The organism is Halovulum marinum (assembly GCF_009697225.1).
Taxonomy (GTDB): Bacteria; Pseudomonadota; Alphaproteobacteria; order Rhodobacterales; family Rhodobacteraceae; genus Halovulum; species Halovulum marinum.
Genome location: NZ_WIND01000001.1, coordinates 606,580 through 622,539, shown reverse-complemented (window position 1 = coordinate 622,539; position 15,960 = coordinate 606,580). Strand labels below are relative to the sequence as shown.

Sequence of the window (15,960 nt, the reverse complement as noted above, 5' to 3'; positions counted from 1 at the left end):
TCCGTGGCGTTCACATCCACGATCTTGGCACATTGCGATGCCGTCTGGGGAGGGCGGCAACCATCCCATCTGGGTGGTGCTGGAGACCGACGGCACGATGAGCGTGATCCCGCGCCAGGACGACAGCCTCGCCGAGGCCGGGACGATGCGCGACGTGGCGCAGCGGAACTGAGGCCGCCGCGCCCGGCGTCAGTTCACCAGCCCGGCGTGGCGCAGCGCGTCGTCCATCACCGCCTGGGTTTCCTCGGACACGGTCACCAGCGGCGAGCGCAGCTCGTTCTCGCATTTGCCCAGCACGCTCAGCGCGTATTTCACCGGGCAGGGGTTCGGCTCCAGGAAGGCGGCGCGGTGCAGCGGCATCAGCCGGTCCTGGTAGGTCAGCGCGCGGGCATAGTCGCCGGCCAGCATCGCCTCCTGGAACTCGGCGGACAGCTTCGGCGCGACATTCGCGATCACCGAGATGCAGCCGACGCCGCCATGCGCGTTGAACCCCAGCGCCGAGGCGTCCTCGCCCGACAGCTGGATGAACTCCGGCCCGCAGGTGATGCGCGTGTCCGACACCCGGCTGACATCGCCGGTCGCATCCTTCACGCCGATGATCCGCGGCAGCCTGGCCAGCTCGCCCATGGTCTCGGGCGTCATGTCGATGATCGAGCGGCCGGGGATGTTGTAGATGATGATCGGCAGCTCGCAGCAGTCATGCAGCGTCTTGTAGTGCGCGTAGAGCCCCCGCTGGTTGGGCTTGTTGTAATACGGCGTCACCACCAGCGCGGCGTCGGCGCCGACCTCCTGCGCGTGCTGGATCAGGCCGATCGACTCGGCGGTATTGTTCGACCCCGCGCCGGCGATCACCGGAATCCGCCCGGCGGTGTGCTGCACGACCACCTCGACCACGCGGCGATGCTCGGCATGGCTCAGCGTCGGGCTTTCCGCGGTGGTGCCGGCGGCGACCAGGCCGTGGGTGCCCTCGGCGACATGCCAGTCCACCAGCTTCTTCAGCGCATCCTCGTCCACCTTGCCGTTGCTGAAGGGGGTGATGAGTGCGGGAATCGAGCCCTTGAACATGATGTGTACCTTTGTTTCGCTGCGCCTTGCCTAGCCCCGAAACCGCCGGTCGGCAAGACGCGGCCGCGCCGAAAGGGGCAGACGGCGGGGCGCGGTTTTGATAAGGTCGGGCAAAACGGCCAGTGCCGGGCCCCGTACCGATTCCGCGTACCGATTCCGCGACGAACCCGTACAAGCCCGACCCGAGCCAGTACAACGAGGCCGAGCAGTCCCATGATCCGATTCCCCCGCGCCGCGGCGCGCCTGACCTGCCATCTGCTGATCCTCGGCGTGACCGCGGCACCGGCGCTGGCGTTCCAGCCCGAATTCCTGTCGCAGGCGCTGCGCCAGGTCTGGGCGCGCGACTACGACGCCGCCGCCGCCGCCGCCGCGCGCGCCGGCGACCCGGTGGCCGCCGACATCGTCGACTGGCACCGGCTGCGCGCCGGGCAGGGCGGCTGGGGCGACTACGCCCGCTTCCTGACCGCCAACGCCGACTGGCCCGGCCTGCCGCTGATGCGCAAGCGCGCCGAGGCCGAGATCCCCGGCGCACTGCCGGCCGAGCAGGTGCGCGCCTTCTTTCTGGTGGACAAGCCGCAGACCGGGCGCGGCGCGATGCTTTACGCCGCGGCGCTGGGCGGCGCGGCCGGGGCGGCGGAACGCGCCCGCGCCTGGCGCGAGCTGCCGATGACCGGCGACGAGCGCAGCCAGTTCCTGCAGCGCTTCGGTGCCGAACTGGCGCCGCTGCACCGCGCCCGGCTGCAGGCGATGCTGTGGGCCGGCGAGGTGCAGGCCGCCGAGGCGATGCTGCCGCTGGTGCCCGCCGCCGACGCGGCGCTGGCCCGCGCCCGGATCGCGCTGCAGCGTCAGGCGGACGGCGTCGATTCGCTGATCGCGAAGATCCCCGCCAGCCATGCCGACGACGGCGGGCTGGCCCACGACCGCTTCGCCTGGCGCATGTCCAAGGGCCGCTGGGACGACGGCGAGGCGTTGATCCTGGCCCGCTCCGTCTCGGCCGAGAGCCTGGGCCGCCCCGAGGCCTGGTCGAACCGCCGCCGCTCGATCGCCCGCAACGCGATGCGCGAGGGGCGGGTACAGGCCGCCTACCAGATCGCCAGCCGGCACTTCCTGACCGAGGGCTCGGACTATGCCGACCTGGAATGGCTGGCCGGCTATCTGGCGCTGGTGCACCTGAACGATCCGGTCACCGCGACCCGGCACTTCCAGCGCTTCGCGGCGGCGGTCGAGACGCCGATCTCGCTGGGCCGCGCCGGCTACTGGCTGGGCCGCGCCCACGAGGCGACCGGCGACATCGCCGCCGCGCGGCGGGCCTATGCCGCGGGCGCGCGGCACCAGACCAGCTTCTACGGCCAGCTCGCCGCCGAGCGCGCCGGCATCGCCCCAGACCAGGAGATCGTGCAGCGCGGCCTGCCGGACTGGCGCGGCCGCGGCTTCGCCCGCTCGGGCCCGGTGCAGGCGGCGCGGCTGCTGCAGGCGGCGGGCGATCCGGTGACCTCGCTGCGCTTCCTGCTGCACGTGCAGGAAAGCCTCGGCCCCGAGGACGCCGCCGCGCTGGCGCGGATGTCGCTCGAGATCGGCCAGACCCCGGCGGCGGTGCGCATCGCCAAGCGCGTGGTGCGCGAGGGTGCGGTCTGGCCCGACGCCTACTACCCGCTGACCGGGCAGACCGACGCCGCGCGCGGCATCCCGCCCGAGCTGGCGCTGGCCATCGCCCGGCAGGAAAGCGAGCTGAACCCGGTCGCGGTCTCGCCCGCCGGCGCGCGCGGGCTGATGCAGCTGATGCCGGGCACGGCGAAGAAGGTCGCGGGCGATCTGGGCCTGCCCTACAGCCAGGCGCGGCTGACCTCGGACCCGGACTACAACGTGCGCCTCGGCTCGCGCTACCTGGCCGAGATGCTGGCCCGCTACGACGGCTCGGTGATCTTGGCGGCGGCGGCCTACAACGCCGGTCCGAACCGGGTGGACCGGTGGCTCGGCACCTATGGCGATCCGCGCCGCCCCGGCGTCGATCCGGTGCTGTGGACCGAGACGATCCCGTTCCGCGAGACCCGCAACTATGTGCAGCGCGTCGCCGAAAGCCTGCACGTCTACCGCTCGCGCATCGCCGGGCGGGCGGGGCCGATCGGCCTGTCGCGGGTGCTGGGCGCGCCGCTGTCCGGCCCGCTTCCGGCGGCGCCGGTGGTGGCGGCGGCCCCGGTGGTGGCTGTGGCCCCGGCCCCCGCGCGGACTTCGGTGCAGACCGCGGCCCCCGCCGCCGCGGCGCAGATCACCCGCGCCGCGACCCCGGTCGAAGTCGTCACCGTCGCCCCGGCGGCGCCGGCGCGCCCCGCCGGCCTCGCGGTGGCGGCAGAGCGGCGCGCGCCCGCCGCCACCCGGCTGCGCACCGCGCCCCGGCCGCGCCCGCGCTGAGCCCGGCCCGGCACGCCGACCCGCGCCGGTTCGGCCCGGCGCGGGCGCCGTTAACGAAGTTTTCGGAGATGAAAGCTCTTTTGGATCAGCGGGTTGAGGGGGCTTTCACGGTGAAATCCGCCGATTTCACGGTGCCACGCCGCCCGGCGCCGCGCGCGCGCCGCGCGGCCGCGCCCCGCGCACCCGCTCGCGCCAAAGGGTGAACAGGCCCGCGCCGATCACCACCGCCGCGCCCGCCGCCACCGGCCACTCCAGCGTCTCGCCGAACACGAAGATCCCGATCGAGGCGCCGAACACCAGCTGCAGGTAGGCGAACGGCTGCACGGTGCTGGCCTCGGTCGCCTCGTAGGCCTTGATCAGCAGGAAATGCCCCAGCACCCCGGTCAGGCACAGGCAGCCCATCCAGAACCAGTCCAGCGGCGTCTGCATCGGCGCCCACCAGAACGGCGCCACCAGGCTGATCGCCACCGCGCCGGCGACGCCGGTGTAGAAGAAGCTGGTGTCGGCGCTGTCGCGCCGCGCCGCCATCCGCGTCAGCAGCCCGTACAGCGCGAACATCGCCGCCGCCGTCAGCGCCACCAGCGCGCCGGGGGCGAACACCGCCAGCCCCGGGCGCAGGATGATCAGCACCCCGACGAAGCCGACCGCCACCGCCGCCCGCCGCCGCCAGCCGACCTTCTCGCCCAGCACCGGGCCGGACAGGATCGCGATGATCAGCGGATAGAAGGCGAAGATCGCGTGGCTCTGCACCAGCCCCAGCAGGGTGAAGGCCAGCACCATGACGCAGATCTCGGCGACCAGCAGCACGCCGCGGAAGATCTGCAGCAGCGGCTGCGTGGTGCGCGCCGCCGCCCGCAGGCCGCCGGGCCTGAGCGCGCTGCGGCCGATCACGAAGGCGGCGAAGAACCAGTAGCGGAACAGCACCACGGTCAGCACGTTGTAGGTCTCGGCCAGGTGGCGCGAGAACGCGTCCTGCAGCGCGAACACCATGGTGGTGGCGATCATCAGCAGGATCCCCAGCCGCGGGTTGTCGCTCATCCCAGCACCCCGGCGGACATGTGGCGCTTGCGGCCGAAGCCGGGCAGGCGCTGCACGCTGAACCCGGCCGCCGCCAGCGCCCGCCGCATGTGCCCGGCGGCGGTGTAGGTGGCGAAGCTGCCGCCCGGCGCGGTGTGCGCGGCGACCGCCCGCAGCAGCGCCGGCTCCCACAGCTCGGGGTTCTTCGCCGGGCTGAAGCCGTCAAGGTACCAGGCGTCGGCGCGGCCGTCCCAGCCCGGCAGGGTCCGCCGCGCGTCGCCAACCAGGATCTCGGCCTCGACCGTGCCGAGGGTGAAGCGGGTCGCGCCCCGCGCCCGCGCCGCCAGCATCGGCCCCGCATGCCGGGCGACCGCGGGCCAGCGCGCCAGCGCCCGCGCGGCGTCGCCGGCGGCCATCGGATAGGCCTCGAACCCGGTGTAGCGCACCGGCACCGCGGCGCTCATCGCCGTCAGCACCAGGTTCAGCCCGGTGCCGAAGCCCAGCTCGGCGACGTGAAAACCCGGGCGCAGCCGCCCGGGCAGGCCGTTGCCGTGCAGAAACACGTGCCGCGACTCGGCCGCGCCGTCGGTCAGCGAGAAATACGGATCGTCGAACCGCGACGAGACCGGCGTGTCCCCGTCGCGCCAGTCCAGGCTTGGCGGCTGCCCCTGATCCATGCTCTACCCCGGGATGCGGAACGGGGCGACCATACGGGGCCACATGGCAAGCGCAATCGGAAACCGGCGCTGGGACGTCGCGGTGGTCGGCGCGGGGGTCTGGGGCCTGGCCACCGCCCGCGCGGCGCTGGCCCGCGGGCTGTCGGTGATCGTGCTCGAGGCCGCCACCGTCGCCGCCGGCGCCTCGGGCGGGGTGGTCGGCGCGTTGTCGCCGCACGCCCCTGACCGCTGGACCGGGAAGAAGGCGTTCCAGCTGCGCGCGCTGCTGGCGGGCCGCCGCTACTGGCCCGCGCTCGAGACCGGGACCGGGCTGGCCACCGGCTATGCCGCCTGCGGCCGGCTGATGCCGTTGCAAGACGCCGCCGCGCGCGACCAGGCCGAGGCCCGCGCCGCCGAGGCGGCGCGGAACTGGGGCGCGCAGGCCCGCTGGCAGGTGGTCGAGACCGTACCCGGCTGGCTGGCCGCGGCGCCGTTCGGCGCGGTCCACGAGACGCTGTCGGCGCGGCTGTTTCCCCGCGCCGCCTGCGCCGCGCTGGCCCGGGCCGTGCGCCTGTCCGGGGGCGCGATCCGGGAAGCGACGCCGGTCCGCGCGCTTGCCCCCGGCATGGTGTCCACCGACGCCGGCACCGTCCGCGCCGGTACCGTGGTGGTCGCCGCGGGCGTTGCCGGCTTCGGCCTGCTGGGCATCGCCGGGGGGCGCGGCGTCAAGGGGCAGGCGGCGCTGTTGCAGGCCGATACCCCGGCCGCCGCGCCGCTGGTCTTCGCCGACGGGATCTACGTGGTGCCGCAACCCGGCGGACTGGTCGCGGTCGGCTCGACCTCGGAGAACCGGTGGGCCGACCCGGCGCCGGACGCGCGGCTCGAGGCGGTGATCGCCCGCGCCCGCGCGCTGGTGCCGGCGCTGGCCGACGCCCCGGTGCGCGAGCGCTGGGCCGGCATCCGGCCGCGCGCGCCGCGCCCCGACCCGATGCTGGGCCCGGTGCCCGGCCTGCCGGGGGTGCTTGCGGCGCTGGGCGGGTTCAAGATCGGCTTCGGCCTCGCACCGCTGGTGGCCGAGACCCTGGCCGACATGATCGCGGGCGGCGCGCCGGACCTGCCCGCGGATTTCGCCGCGGCGGCGCAGATCCGCGCCTGACCGCCAGCCGGGTCAGGCGGCCAGCGCCATCTCCTGCCGCAACTGGCCCATCAGCTGCTGCAGCAGCTCGAAGCTGCGCGGATCGGTCAGCCGGCCGTTCTCGTCGAACGCCTTCGCGGCGCCGGCGATCATCACCTCGGGGCCCTGCAGCACGCGCGGCCGGAACGGCACCAGGCAGTGCCGCAGCGAGAACTGCGAGCGCTCGCCGCCCGCGCGCCCGGCCGCCGAGGACACGATCGCCAGCGGCACGTCGCGCATCGCGGTGATGTCGTCGCGGCTGAACCAGTCCAGCGCGTTCTTCAGCACGCCCGGCAGGTTCTTGTTGTACTCCGGCGTCGAGATCACGATGGCATCCGCCGCCCTTGCCTGCTCGACCAGCGTCCGCACCGCGGGCGGGATGCCCTCGGCGTCCTCGAGGTCGCGGTCGTAGAGCGGAAAGCGGATGTCGGCGACGGTCAGCTGGCAGTGCCCGAAGGCGCGGGCGGCCTCGTGCACCAGCATGGTGTTGCTCGACGCCTTGCGCAGTGCACCCGAGATCCCCAGCAGGCGTGGCGTGTAATTCATGTCGGTCCTGTCCTTTCGAAGCCCCTTCGAAACAGATAGGCAGCCCGCCGGGAAGATCCAAATCACCTCGCCGTGGCGGATATCTTGTGGGCGGACGGCAGGGCCCTGCCAGATCATGTGTGCGCAGGGTTGACTCGCGCGGCCGGTCGTCGGAACCTGCCCGTCAGGCCGGAATCGGCACAGGCGCAGAGCGCCGGACCACGGGGCAGAGCAGGGCCACCACCGCAGATGCAGTTCACCAAGCTACGCTTGCTGGGATTCAAGAGCTTCGTCGATCCGACGGAGCTGCACATCGCGCCGGGGCTGACCGGGGTGGTGGGCCCGAACGGCTGCGGCAAGTCCAACCTGCTGGAAGCCTTGCGCTGGGTGATGGGCGAGAACCGCCCGACGGCGATGCGCGGCGGCGGCATGGAGGACGTGATCTTCGCCGGCGCCGCCAGCCGCCCGGCGCGGAACTACGCCGAGGTGACGCTGCACCTGGACAACACCGACCGGCTGGCGCCGGCCGGGTTCAACGACCAGGACAACCTTGAGATCGTGCGCCGGATCACCCGCGACGCCGGCTCGGCCTACAAGACCAACGGCAAGGAGGCACGGGCGCGCGACGTGCAGATGCTGTTCGCCGACGCCTCGACCGGCGCGCATTCGCCGGCGCTGGTGCGGCAGGGACAGATTTCCGAGCTGATCAACGCCAAGCCGAAGGCGCGGCGGCGGATCCTGGAAGAGGCCGCCGGGATCTCGGGGCTGTACCAGCGGCGGCATGAGGCCGAGCTGAAGCTGAAGGGCACCGAAACCAACCTGGCGCGGGTCGAGGACGTGCTGGAGGCGCTGCGCGCCCAGCTGGGCGCGCTGGAGAAGCAGGTGCGGCAGGCGCGGCGCTACCGCGAGATCTCGGCGGCGCTGCGGGTGGCCGAGGGCATGCTGCTGTACCGGCGCTGGCAGGAGGCCGAGGCCGAGCGCGCCGCCGCCGCCGCCGCGTTGACCGCGGCGGTGACGCTGGCCGGCCGGGCGCAGACCGAGGCCGCCCGCGCCGCCGCCGCGCGCGAGCAGGCCGATGCCGCCGTGCCGCCCCTGCGCGAGGAAGAGGCCGTCGCCAACGCCGTCATGCAGCGCCAGCTCGTCGCCCGCGACCAGCTGGACGAGCGCGAGGCCCGCGCCCGCGAGGAGGTGCGCAAGACCCGCGCCCAGATCGAGCAGCTGACCCGCGACGCCGAGCGCGAGCAGGGGCTGAACCGCGACGCCAACGAGCGCATCACCGAGCTGGACTGGGAGAAGGCGGCGATCGAGAAGGCCTCGGCCGGGCAGGACGCGGCACTGGACGCCGCCGAGGGCCACGCCCGCGCCACCGCCGCCGCGCTGAAGGCGCAGGAAGCCGGGCTGGACCAGCTGACCGAGGATACCGCCCGCCTTGCCGCCCGGCACCAGTCGGCCGAGCGCCGGGTGGCCGATGCCGAAAGCCAGGCCCGGCGCATGGCGGGCGAGCTGCAGGACGCCGAGGCCGCCGAGCAAAGGCTGCGCGGCGAGCTGGACGCCGCCGCCGGGGCGCGCGCCGCCGCCGAGGACCGGCTGGAGGCGGCGCAGGAGCAGGCCGCCCGCGCCGAGGACATGCTGGCCGAGGCCGAGGCCGACCGCGCCGACGCCCAGGCGGGCGAGGCCGCGGCGCGCGGCGCACGGGCCGAGGCGGACGGCGCGGTGTCGGCGCTGGGGGCCGAGGTCTCGGCGCTGCGGCGGCTGCTGGAGCGCGAGAAGGGCGAGGGCCCGCAGGTGCTGGACAGCGTGCGCGCCGATCCGGGCTTCGAGGCCGCGCTGGGCGCGGCGCTGGGCGACGATCTGAAGGCGCCCGAGGTCGACGGCGACGGCCGCAGCGGCTGGCGTCTGGTCGCGGCGGGGGATGCGGCTGGGGATTCGGCGGGGCTGCCGGACGGCGCCGCGCCGCTGGCCGGGCATGTCGAGGCGCCCGCGGTGCTGGCGCGGCGGCTGGCGCATGTCGGGCTGGTCGCGCGCGAGGACGGCCCGCGGCTGCAGGCGCGGCTTGCGCCGGGGCAGCGGCTGGTCAGCCGCGAGGGCGACCTGTGGCGCTGGGACGGCTATTCCGTGCGGGCCGAGGACGCGCCCTCGACCGCGGCGCTGCGATTGCAGCAGCAGAACCGGCTGCGCGCGCTGCAGGCGCAGCTGGACGAGGCCGAGGCCAGGGCCGGGACGGCGCGCGCGGCGCACGACGACGCCCGCGCCGCGCTGGAGGCCGCGCAGGCCGCCGAGGCCGCCGCCCGCCGCGCCCGCAAGGAGGCCGAGGCCGCCTGGAGCCAGGCGCAGCGCGCCGCCGGGCAGGCGGAAAGCGCCGAGACCACGCTGCAGGGCCGGCTGGAGACGGTGGCGCACGCCCGCGCTCGCCGTGCCGAGGATCTGGCCGAGGCCGAGGAGGCGATCGCCGAGGCGCACGCCGCGCGCGACGGGCTGGAGGATCTGGACAGCGCCCGCGCCACGCTCGAGGACCGCCGCACCGCGGTCGAGGGCGCGCGGGCGACGATGTTGGAGGCGCGGCAGGCGCTGGACGATCTGCGCCGCGAGATCGACCAGCGCAAGGCGCGGGCGCAGTCCGTGGCCAAGGAGCTGTCCGGCTGGCGGGCGCGGCTGGAGACCGCCGAGAGCCGCAGCCTGGACCTGGCCGCGCGGATCGAGGCGCACGCCGAGGCGCTGGAAGAGGCGCAGGCGGTGCCCGAGCGGATCCTCGAGGAGCGCGCCAGGCTGGTCGAGCTGATCACCGGCGCCGAGGACCGTTGCCGCGCCGCCGCCGACGCGCTGGCGGCGGGCGAAACCGCGCTGCGCGAGGCCGAGGCCGCCGAGCGCGCCGCCGAGCGCGCGGCCTCGGAGGCGCGCGAGGGCCGGGCGCGGGCCGAGGCGCTGGCCGAGGCCGCCGCCGGCCGCGTCGAGGCCGCCGCCGAGCGCATCGCCGAGGAGCAGGACAAGACCCCCGAGACGCTGCTGGAGGCGCTCGACGCCACCCCGGACGCGATGCCCGACAGCGAGGCGCTGGAGATCGAGGCGGCGCGCCTGGCCCGGCAGCGCGACGCGCTGGGCGCAGTGAACCTGCGCGCCGAGGAGGACGCCGCGGAGGTGCGCACCGAGTTCGAGACCCTGGCCGCCGAGAAGGCCGACCTGGAGGAGGCGGTCGGCAAGCTGCGCACCGGCATCGCCAACCTGAACCGCGAGGGGCGGCACCGGCTGCTGGCCGCGTTCGAGGAGGTGAACGCCAATTTCTCGACCCTGTTCCGCACCCTGTTCGGCGGCGGAGACGCCAATCTGGTGCTGGTCGAAAGCGAGGACCCGCTGGACGCCGGGCTGGAGATCATGTGCCAGCCGCCGGGCAAGAAGCTGTCGACGCTGAGCCTGCTGTCGGGCGGCGAGCAGACGCTGACCGCGATGAGCCTGATCTTCGCGGTGTTCCTGGCCAACCCCAGCCCGATCTGCGTGCTGGACGAGGTCGACGCGCCGCTGGACGACGCCAACGTCACCCGGTTCTGCGACCTGCTGGACGAGATGACCCGGCGCACGCGGACCCGGTTCCTGATCATCACCCACCACGCGGTGACGATGAGCCGGATGGACCGGCTGTTCGGCGTCACCATGGCCGAGCAGGGGGTCAGCCAGCTGGTCTCGGTCGATCTGGCGCGGGCCGAGGCGCTGGTCGACGCCTGAGACGTCGCGCGGCCGGAACGCTTGCGCCGGCCGCGCGTTTGCCGTGATGAAAGACCCCGCCGCCCCCCGCACAACCGAACGCCGCTTCATCCGCGAGATGGTCACCGCCATCGCGCTGATCGCGCTGGCGCTGCTGCTCTGGAAGGTGCGGCAGGCGCTGCTGATCGGCTTTGGCGGGGCGATCGTCGCCACCGTGATCCTGAGCCTGGCGCGGCCGCTGCGCCGGCGGACCGGAATGCCGCACCTGGCGGCGGTGGCGCTGGCGGCGCTGGCGATCGTGGCGGCGATCTCGGGCGCGCTGTGGGCGATCTGGCCGTCGTTCTCGGTACAGCTGGGCAATCTGGTCGAGCAGTTGCCGCAGGCGCTGGAGGAGCTGGAGGACCGGATCGGCGAGGTAATGCCGGACAACGCGCTGCCCACCGGCGAGATGATGCAGCAGGCCGCCGCCAAGCTGACGGAATGGTCGACGGCGCTGCTGGCCGCGGTCTCGGCGCTGGTACTGGTGGTGCTGGCCGGGGTGTTCCTGGCGGTGTCCCCCGACAGGTACCGGCGCGGCACCGTGCGGCTGTTTCCGCCGGCGCAGCAGGCGCGGGTGGCGCACGGGCTGGAGAGCGCCGGCGCCGGGCTGCGGGCCTGGGTGCTGGGACAACTGGTGGCGATGCTGACGATCGGCACCGGGGTGGCGCTGGGCGCCTGGGCAATCGGCCTGCCCGCGCCGCTGGCGCTGGGGCTGATCGCCGGGATGCTGGAGTTCGTGCCGGTGATCGGGCCGATCGCGGCCTCGGTTCCGGCGCTGGTGCTGGCGGCGACGATGGGCGGCAGCACCTTCCTGTGGACGGTGGCGCTGTATCTCGGACTGCAGCAGGTGGAGTCGAACCTGCTGATGCCGCTGATCGAGCGCAGCGTGGCGAACGTGCCGCCCGCGGTGTTCCTGCTGTCGCTGGTCGCGGTCGGCGCGCTGTTCGGCATCGCCGGCGTGATCCTGAGCGCGCCGCTGGCGGTGGTCGGGATGATCCTGGTGGACGAGCTTTACGTCAAGCCGCTGAACGGCGAGGACTCAACGCACGGTGATGGCTGAGGGCGAGGCCTGGGGGCGCGGACCGGGGGGCGCGGATCGGGGGCGCGGCCGACGGGGCCCCGAGTTCGGGGCTTCGCCCCTCACCGGCCCGCCCGCCAGCCTTGCCCGGCCAATTGCCCGGTTACTGGTCGAGGAAGCTGCGCAGCTTGCGCGACCGGCTGGGATGCTTGAGCTTGCGCAGCGCCTTGGCCTCGATCTGGCGGATGCGCTCGCGCGTCACGCTGAACTGCTGACCGACCTCTTCGAGGGTGTGGTCGGTGTTCATGCCGATGCCGAAGCGCATGCGCAGAACGCGTTCCTCGCGCGGGGTGAGGGAGGCCAGCACGCGGGTAGTGGTTTCCTTCAGGTTGCCCTGGATCGCGCTGTCGAGCGGCAGGACCGCGTTCTTGTCCTCGATGAAATCGCCGAGCTGGCTGTCCTCCTCGTCGCCGATCGGCGTTTCGAGGCTGATCGGCTCCTTGGCGATCTTCATCACCTTGCGGACCTTTTCCAGCGGCATCTGCAGCTTTTCGGCCAGCTCCTCCGGCGTCGGCTCGCGGCCGATCTCGTGCAGCATCTGGCGCCCCGTGCGGACCAGCTTGTTGATCGTCTCGATCATGTGCACCGGGATGCGGATGGTCCGGGCCTGGTCGGCGATCGAGCGGGTGATCGCCTGGCGGATCCACCAGGTGGCGTAGGTCGAGAACTTGTAGCCGCGGCGGTATTCGAACTTGTCGACCGCCTTCATCAGGCCGATGTTGCCCTCCTGGATCAGGTCCAGGAACTGCAGGCCGCGGTTGGTGTATTTCTTGGCGATCGAGATCACCAGCCGCAGGTTGGCCTCGACCATCTCCTTCTTGGCGATGCGGGCTTCCTTCTCGCCCTTCTGGACCTGGCTGACGATGCGGCGGAATTCGGAGATGTCGACGCCGACGTACTGGCCGACCTCGGCCATCTCGGTGCGGATCTGCCCGACCTCTTCGCCGTGCTTGCCGGTCAGCAGATCCCAGCCGCGGCCGGGCAGCTGGGCGACGCGCTCGACCCAGCCCGGGTCGAGTTCGGAGCCGCGGTACTCGTCGATGAAGTCGCGGCGGGTGATGCGCGACTGGTCGGCGAGCTTCACCATCGCGCTGTCGAGCGACATGATCTTGCGGTTGATGCCGTAGAGCTGGTCGACCAGCGCCTCGATCCGGTTGTTGTGCAGGTGCAGCGAGTTCACCAGTTCGACGATTTCCGAGCGCAGGCGCTGGTAGTCCTGCTCCTGCTGCAGGCTGAAGCTTTCGCCGGCGGTCATCGTCGCCTGCATCCGGCTGTCCTGCATCTCGGCGAGGCGGGTGTAGTCGAGCGCGATGCGGTCGAGCGTGTCGAGCACCTGCGGCTTGAGCTGCGCCTCCATCGCGGCCAGCGACAGGTTGGCCTGCTCCTCCTCCTCGTCGACGTCGTCCTCGGCGCTGTCCCCGGAGCCCTCGGCGGCCGGCTCGGCCGGGGCGCCGGCCGCGTCGGCGGCGGGGGCGGAGGCGGGGGCGGCGCCGGCAGCGGCGGGGGCGCCGGCGGGGGTGATCGGCTCTTCCGCGTCGTCGCCCTCCATCGCCGCGCCGAACGTGGTCTCGAGGTCGATCACGTCGCGCAGCATGATCGCCTCTTCCAGCAGCTCGTCGCGCCAGATGGTGATCGCCTGGAAGGTCAGCGGGCTTTCGCACAGGCCCGCGATCATCGTGTTGCGGCCGGCCTCGATACGCTTGGCGATGGCGATCTCGCCCTCGCGGCTGAGCAGCTCGACGCTGCCCATCTCGCGCAGGTACATGCGCACCGGATCGTCGGTGCGGTCGAGCGATTCGGAGCTGGCGGTGGTGGTGGCAAGCTCGCGCGAGCCGGAGCCGGAGCCGGTGGTCGCGACCTCGGTGCTGCCGGCGTCGGCGTCCTCGTCGGCCTCTTCGGCCTCGATCACGTTGATGCCTATCTCGGACAGCATCGCCATGACGTCCTCGATCTGCTCGGAGCTGACCTGGTCGGACGGCATCACCTCGTTGAGCTCGTCATAGGTGATGTAGCCGCGGACCTTGGCCTGGGCGATCATCTTCTTGACCGCGGCCTGGCTCATGTCGAGCGAGACGTTCGACATGTCCTGGGTGTCGTCGCTCTTCGGCTGATCGTTGTCTTTGGCTGCCATTAGATGCGCTCCTTTCGCGAAGCCCGTCGCGTCCGAATCCCGATTCTTCGTGCGCAGGTCCGCAACCTGCTACGCGAATCAGCGATTCGCAAACTGATTCTACTCCCGGCGTTTACGCCAGATTTCCCGTTCGATCATGTCCTGCAACGCATTCGACAGCGCCGCCGTGTCTTCTTCGCCGCCGCGCGGGTCGGACGCGCGCGACCGCATGCTGGCTTCGCGCGCCGCCGCCGCCTGCTGAAGCCGCCAGGTGAGTCCCTCGTCCGCGACGCCGGTGATTTCGGTCTCGGCCTCCAGCCGCTCGGCCTCGGCGCCTTGCGCGGCCCGGTGTTTCGTCATCTCTTCGCGGATCACCAGCAACGCGCTTTCCGGCGTTGCCGCCGGGCGCAGATGCGGATTGTCCCTCACCTGTCCCACGGCCATCAGGATGTCGGCCGGGTCGCTGCCGTGCAGGCGGATGACCTCGGCCCTCAGGGCGCTGCCGTCGTCGGTGATGCCATCGGCATGTAACGCAGCCTCGGCGACTTGCAAGATGCGGCGGCGGAGCGCGTCCAGATCGGGGCACAGAAACCGCAACGCGTCCAGCTCGGGCTCGATTTCCGCCAGCAGGGACGGATGGTTGAGGCAGCCGAGCAGGATCGCGCTCTCGCGGATCCGGGCGGCGCTGACGGTCACGTCGGCGTCGCGCCGCGCGAGGATCGAGGCGCGGGTGCTGGGCAGCGGCGGGGCCATCGGGTTGCGGCCCTGGAACGGCCGGCCGTTGCGCCGGCCAGACCCGCCGCCGAAGCCGCCGCCGTTACCGCCCCTGTAACCGTCCTCGTAACCTCCGCCGTAGCCGCGCCCGTTGCCGAAGCCCCGGTCCGGGGCGCGCCCGCCGGTGGGGCCGAACAGTTCGGCCCGCTTCTCGCGGATCGCGTCGCGGTAGTGCGACTGCAGGATCGGGTCGCGAATCAGCTTCAGCGAATCGCGCAGCCGCGCGTCCAGCGCGGCGCGGCGCTCGGGGCTGTCGAACGACCGGCCCTCGGTCTCGCGCCGCCAGAGCAGGTCGACCATCGGCACCGCCTTCTCCAGCAGCGCCTGCATGGCCGCGGCCCCTTCGGCCTTGATCAGATCGTCCGGGTCCTGGCCTTGCGGCAGCACGCAGAACCGCAGCGCGCGGCCGGGTTCGAGCAGCGGCAGCGCGACGTCGATCAGGCGGATGGCGGCGTCGATCCCGGCGCGGTCGCCGTCCAGGGCGATCACCGGCTCGGGGCAGATCCGCCACAGCATCTGCAGCTGGTTGTCGGTGATCGCGGTGCCCAGCGGCGCGACGGCGTGTGCCAGCCCGGCCTGCGCCAGCGCGATCACGTCCATGTAGCCCTCGGCCACGATCAGCGCGCCGGACCTGCCCGACGCCTCGCGCGCGGCCTTGATGTTGTAGAGCGCCCGGCCCTTGTCGAACAGCGCGGTTTCGGGCGAATTCAGGTACTTGGCGCGCGCGTTCGGGTCCATCGCGCGGCCGCCGAAGGCGATGGCGCGGCCGCGGGCGTCGCGGATCGGGAACATGATCCGGCCGCGGAACCGGTCGTAGGCGGCGCCGCCGTCGTCGGGCTTGATCGCCAGCCCGGCGGCGACGATGTCGGCCTCGGGCACGCCCTTGTCGCGCAGGTGGCCCAGCATCGCGCCACGGCTGTCGGGGGCGAAGCCGATCTCGAAGCGTTTCAGCGTCTCGGGCGTCAGCCCGCGCTGCGCAAGATAGTCGCGCGCGGCCTGCGCGGCGGCGGTGGACAGCTGCAGCCGGGTCCAGGCGACGGCCATCTCCATCACCTCGGCCAGGCCGGCGCGCTGCTCGGCCCGCTTCTGCGCCTGCGGGTCCGGGGCGGGCATCGTCATCCCGGCCTCGGAGGCGAGGATCTCGACCGCGTCCATGAAGCCGACGTTCTCGGTTTCGCGCACGAAACTCAGCGCGTCGCCCTTGGCGTGGCAGCCGAAGCAGTAATAGAAGCCCTTGGCGTCATCGACGTGGAACGACGCGGTCTTCTCGCCGTGGAACGGGCAGGGCGCCCACATGTCGCCCTTGGCGGCGTTCGACTTGCGCGTATCCCACGTCACCTTGCGCCCCGCCACCTGGGCGATGGACACGCGGTTCCTGAGTTCGTCGAGAAATCCGTCCGGCAGAGCCATGGCGCAA

Annotated in this window: 10 protein-coding genes; 4 read left to right on the top strand and 6 right to left on the bottom strand. The window is 73.0% G+C overall.

Translation table 11 applies throughout. The annotated features are described in order from the left end of the window. Positions 1–189: 189 nt before the first annotated feature. Entirely contained in the window at positions 190–1,065 is an 876-nt protein-coding gene (gene dapA, locus GE300_RS03140) for a 4-hydroxy-tetrahydrodipicolinate synthase (protein WP_154444727.1), read from the bottom strand. Between the two features lie 213 nt (positions 1,066–1,278). On the opposite strand from dapA, the gene GE300_RS03135 reads away from it, so the two are divergent. Further along, on the top strand, positions 1,279–3,474 hold the full coding sequence (locus GE300_RS03135) for a lytic transglycosylase domain-containing protein (RefSeq protein ID WP_233416719.1): 2,196 nt from the start codon (positions 1,279–1,281) through the stop codon (positions 3,472–3,474). 126 nt (positions 3,475–3,600) lie between these two features. Here the strand turns inward: GE300_RS03135 and GE300_RS03130 are convergent, their stop codons facing one another. Both GE300_RS03130 and mnmD read right to left on the bottom strand, forming a co-directional pair. Next, positions 3,601–4,512 carry a DMT family transporter gene (locus GE300_RS03130; protein WP_154444723.1) on the bottom strand — a complete coding sequence of 304 codons (912 nt, stop codon included), beginning with the start codon at positions 4,510–4,512 and terminating at the stop codon, positions 3,601–3,603. Then, complete coding sequence (gene mnmD / locus GE300_RS03125) at positions 4,509–5,168, bottom strand: tRNA (5-methylaminomethyl-2-thiouridine)(34)-methyltransferase MnmD (protein WP_154444721.1); 660 nt, start codon at positions 5,166–5,168, stop codon at positions 4,509–4,511. The genes GE300_RS03130 and mnmD overlap by 4 nt, the downstream gene beginning before the upstream one ends. A gap of 43 nt (positions 5,169–5,211) precedes the next feature. Here mnmD and GE300_RS03120 point away from each other — a divergent pair, with 43 nt between their 5' ends. Then, positions 5,212–6,303 (top strand): NAD(P)/FAD-dependent oxidoreductase, encoded by a 1,092-nt coding sequence (locus GE300_RS03120; RefSeq protein WP_154444719.1) that lies wholly within the window; start codon positions 5,212–5,214, stop codon positions 6,301–6,303. 12 nt (positions 6,304–6,315) lie between these two features. On the opposite strand, the gene GE300_RS03115 is transcribed toward GE300_RS03120, so the two are convergent. Beyond that, positions 6,316–6,867: an NADPH-dependent FMN reductase gene (locus tag GE300_RS03115; RefSeq protein WP_154444717.1), complete on the bottom strand. Its 552-nt coding sequence runs from the start codon at positions 6,865–6,867 to the stop codon at positions 6,316–6,318. Positions 6,868–7,095: 228 nt separating this feature from the next. Between GE300_RS03115 and smc the strand changes: the two genes are divergently transcribed. Together smc and GE300_RS03105 are read left to right on the top strand one after the other, a co-directional pair. After that, on the top strand, positions 7,096–10,563 hold the full coding sequence (gene smc, locus GE300_RS03110; protein ID WP_154444715.1) for a chromosome segregation protein SMC: 3,468 nt from the start codon (positions 7,096–7,098) through the stop codon (positions 10,561–10,563). Between the two features lie 46 nt (positions 10,564–10,609). Then, positions 10,610–11,641 (top strand): AI-2E family transporter, encoded by a 1,032-nt coding sequence (locus GE300_RS03105; RefSeq protein WP_154444713.1) that lies wholly within the window; start codon positions 10,610–10,612, stop codon positions 11,639–11,641. Positions 11,642–11,762: 121 nt separating this feature from the next. On the opposite strand, the gene rpoD is transcribed toward GE300_RS03105, so the two are convergent. Then, a complete protein-coding gene (gene rpoD / locus GE300_RS03100; protein ID WP_154444711.1) occupies positions 11,763–13,790 on the bottom strand; it encodes an RNA polymerase sigma factor RpoD in 2,028 nt (675 codons plus the stop codon). A gap of 99 nt (positions 13,791–13,889) precedes the next feature. Continuing rightward, complete coding sequence (gene dnaG / locus GE300_RS03095; protein WP_154444709.1) at positions 13,890–15,953, bottom strand: DNA primase; 2,064 nt, start codon at positions 15,951–15,953, stop codon at positions 13,890–13,892. Positions 15,954–15,960: the final 7 nt, after the last annotated feature.

What these genes read in the sequence shown, in the direction of transcription:
- GE300_RS03105 (WP_154444713.1), top strand. Translation starts at nt 10,610, where the DNA reads ATGAAAGACCCCGCCGCCCCCCGCACAACCGAACGCCGCTTCATCCGC.
- GE300_RS03130 (WP_154444723.1), bottom strand. Translation starts at nt 4,512, where the DNA reads ATGAGCGACAACCCGCGGCTGGGGATCCTGCTGATGATCGCCACCACC.
- dnaG (WP_154444709.1), bottom strand. Translation starts at nt 15,953, where the DNA reads ATGGCTCTGCCGGACGGATTTCTCGACGAACTCAGGAACCGCGTGTCC.
- GE300_RS03135 (WP_233416719.1), top strand. Translation starts at nt 1,279, where the DNA reads ATGATCCGATTCCCCCGCGCCGCGGCGCGCCTGACCTGCCATCTGCTG.
- GE300_RS03120 (WP_154444719.1), top strand. Translation starts at nt 5,212, where the DNA reads ATGGCAAGCGCAATCGGAAACCGGCGCTGGGACGTCGCGGTGGTCGGC.
- dapA (WP_154444727.1), bottom strand. Translation starts at nt 1,065, where the DNA reads ATGTTCAAGGGCTCGATTCCCGCACTCATCACCCCCTTCAGCAACGGC.
- smc (WP_154444715.1), top strand. Translation starts at nt 7,096, where the DNA reads ATGCAGTTCACCAAGCTACGCTTGCTGGGATTCAAGAGCTTCGTCGAT.
- mnmD (WP_154444721.1), bottom strand. Translation starts at nt 5,168, where the DNA reads ATGGATCAGGGGCAGCCGCCAAGCCTGGACTGGCGCGACGGGGACACG.
- GE300_RS03115 (WP_154444717.1), bottom strand. Translation starts at nt 6,867, where the DNA reads ATGAATTACACGCCACGCCTGCTGGGGATCTCGGGTGCACTGCGCAAG.
- rpoD (WP_154444711.1), bottom strand. Translation starts at nt 13,790, where the DNA reads ATGGCAGCCAAAGACAACGATCAGCCGAAGAGCGACGACACCCAGGAC.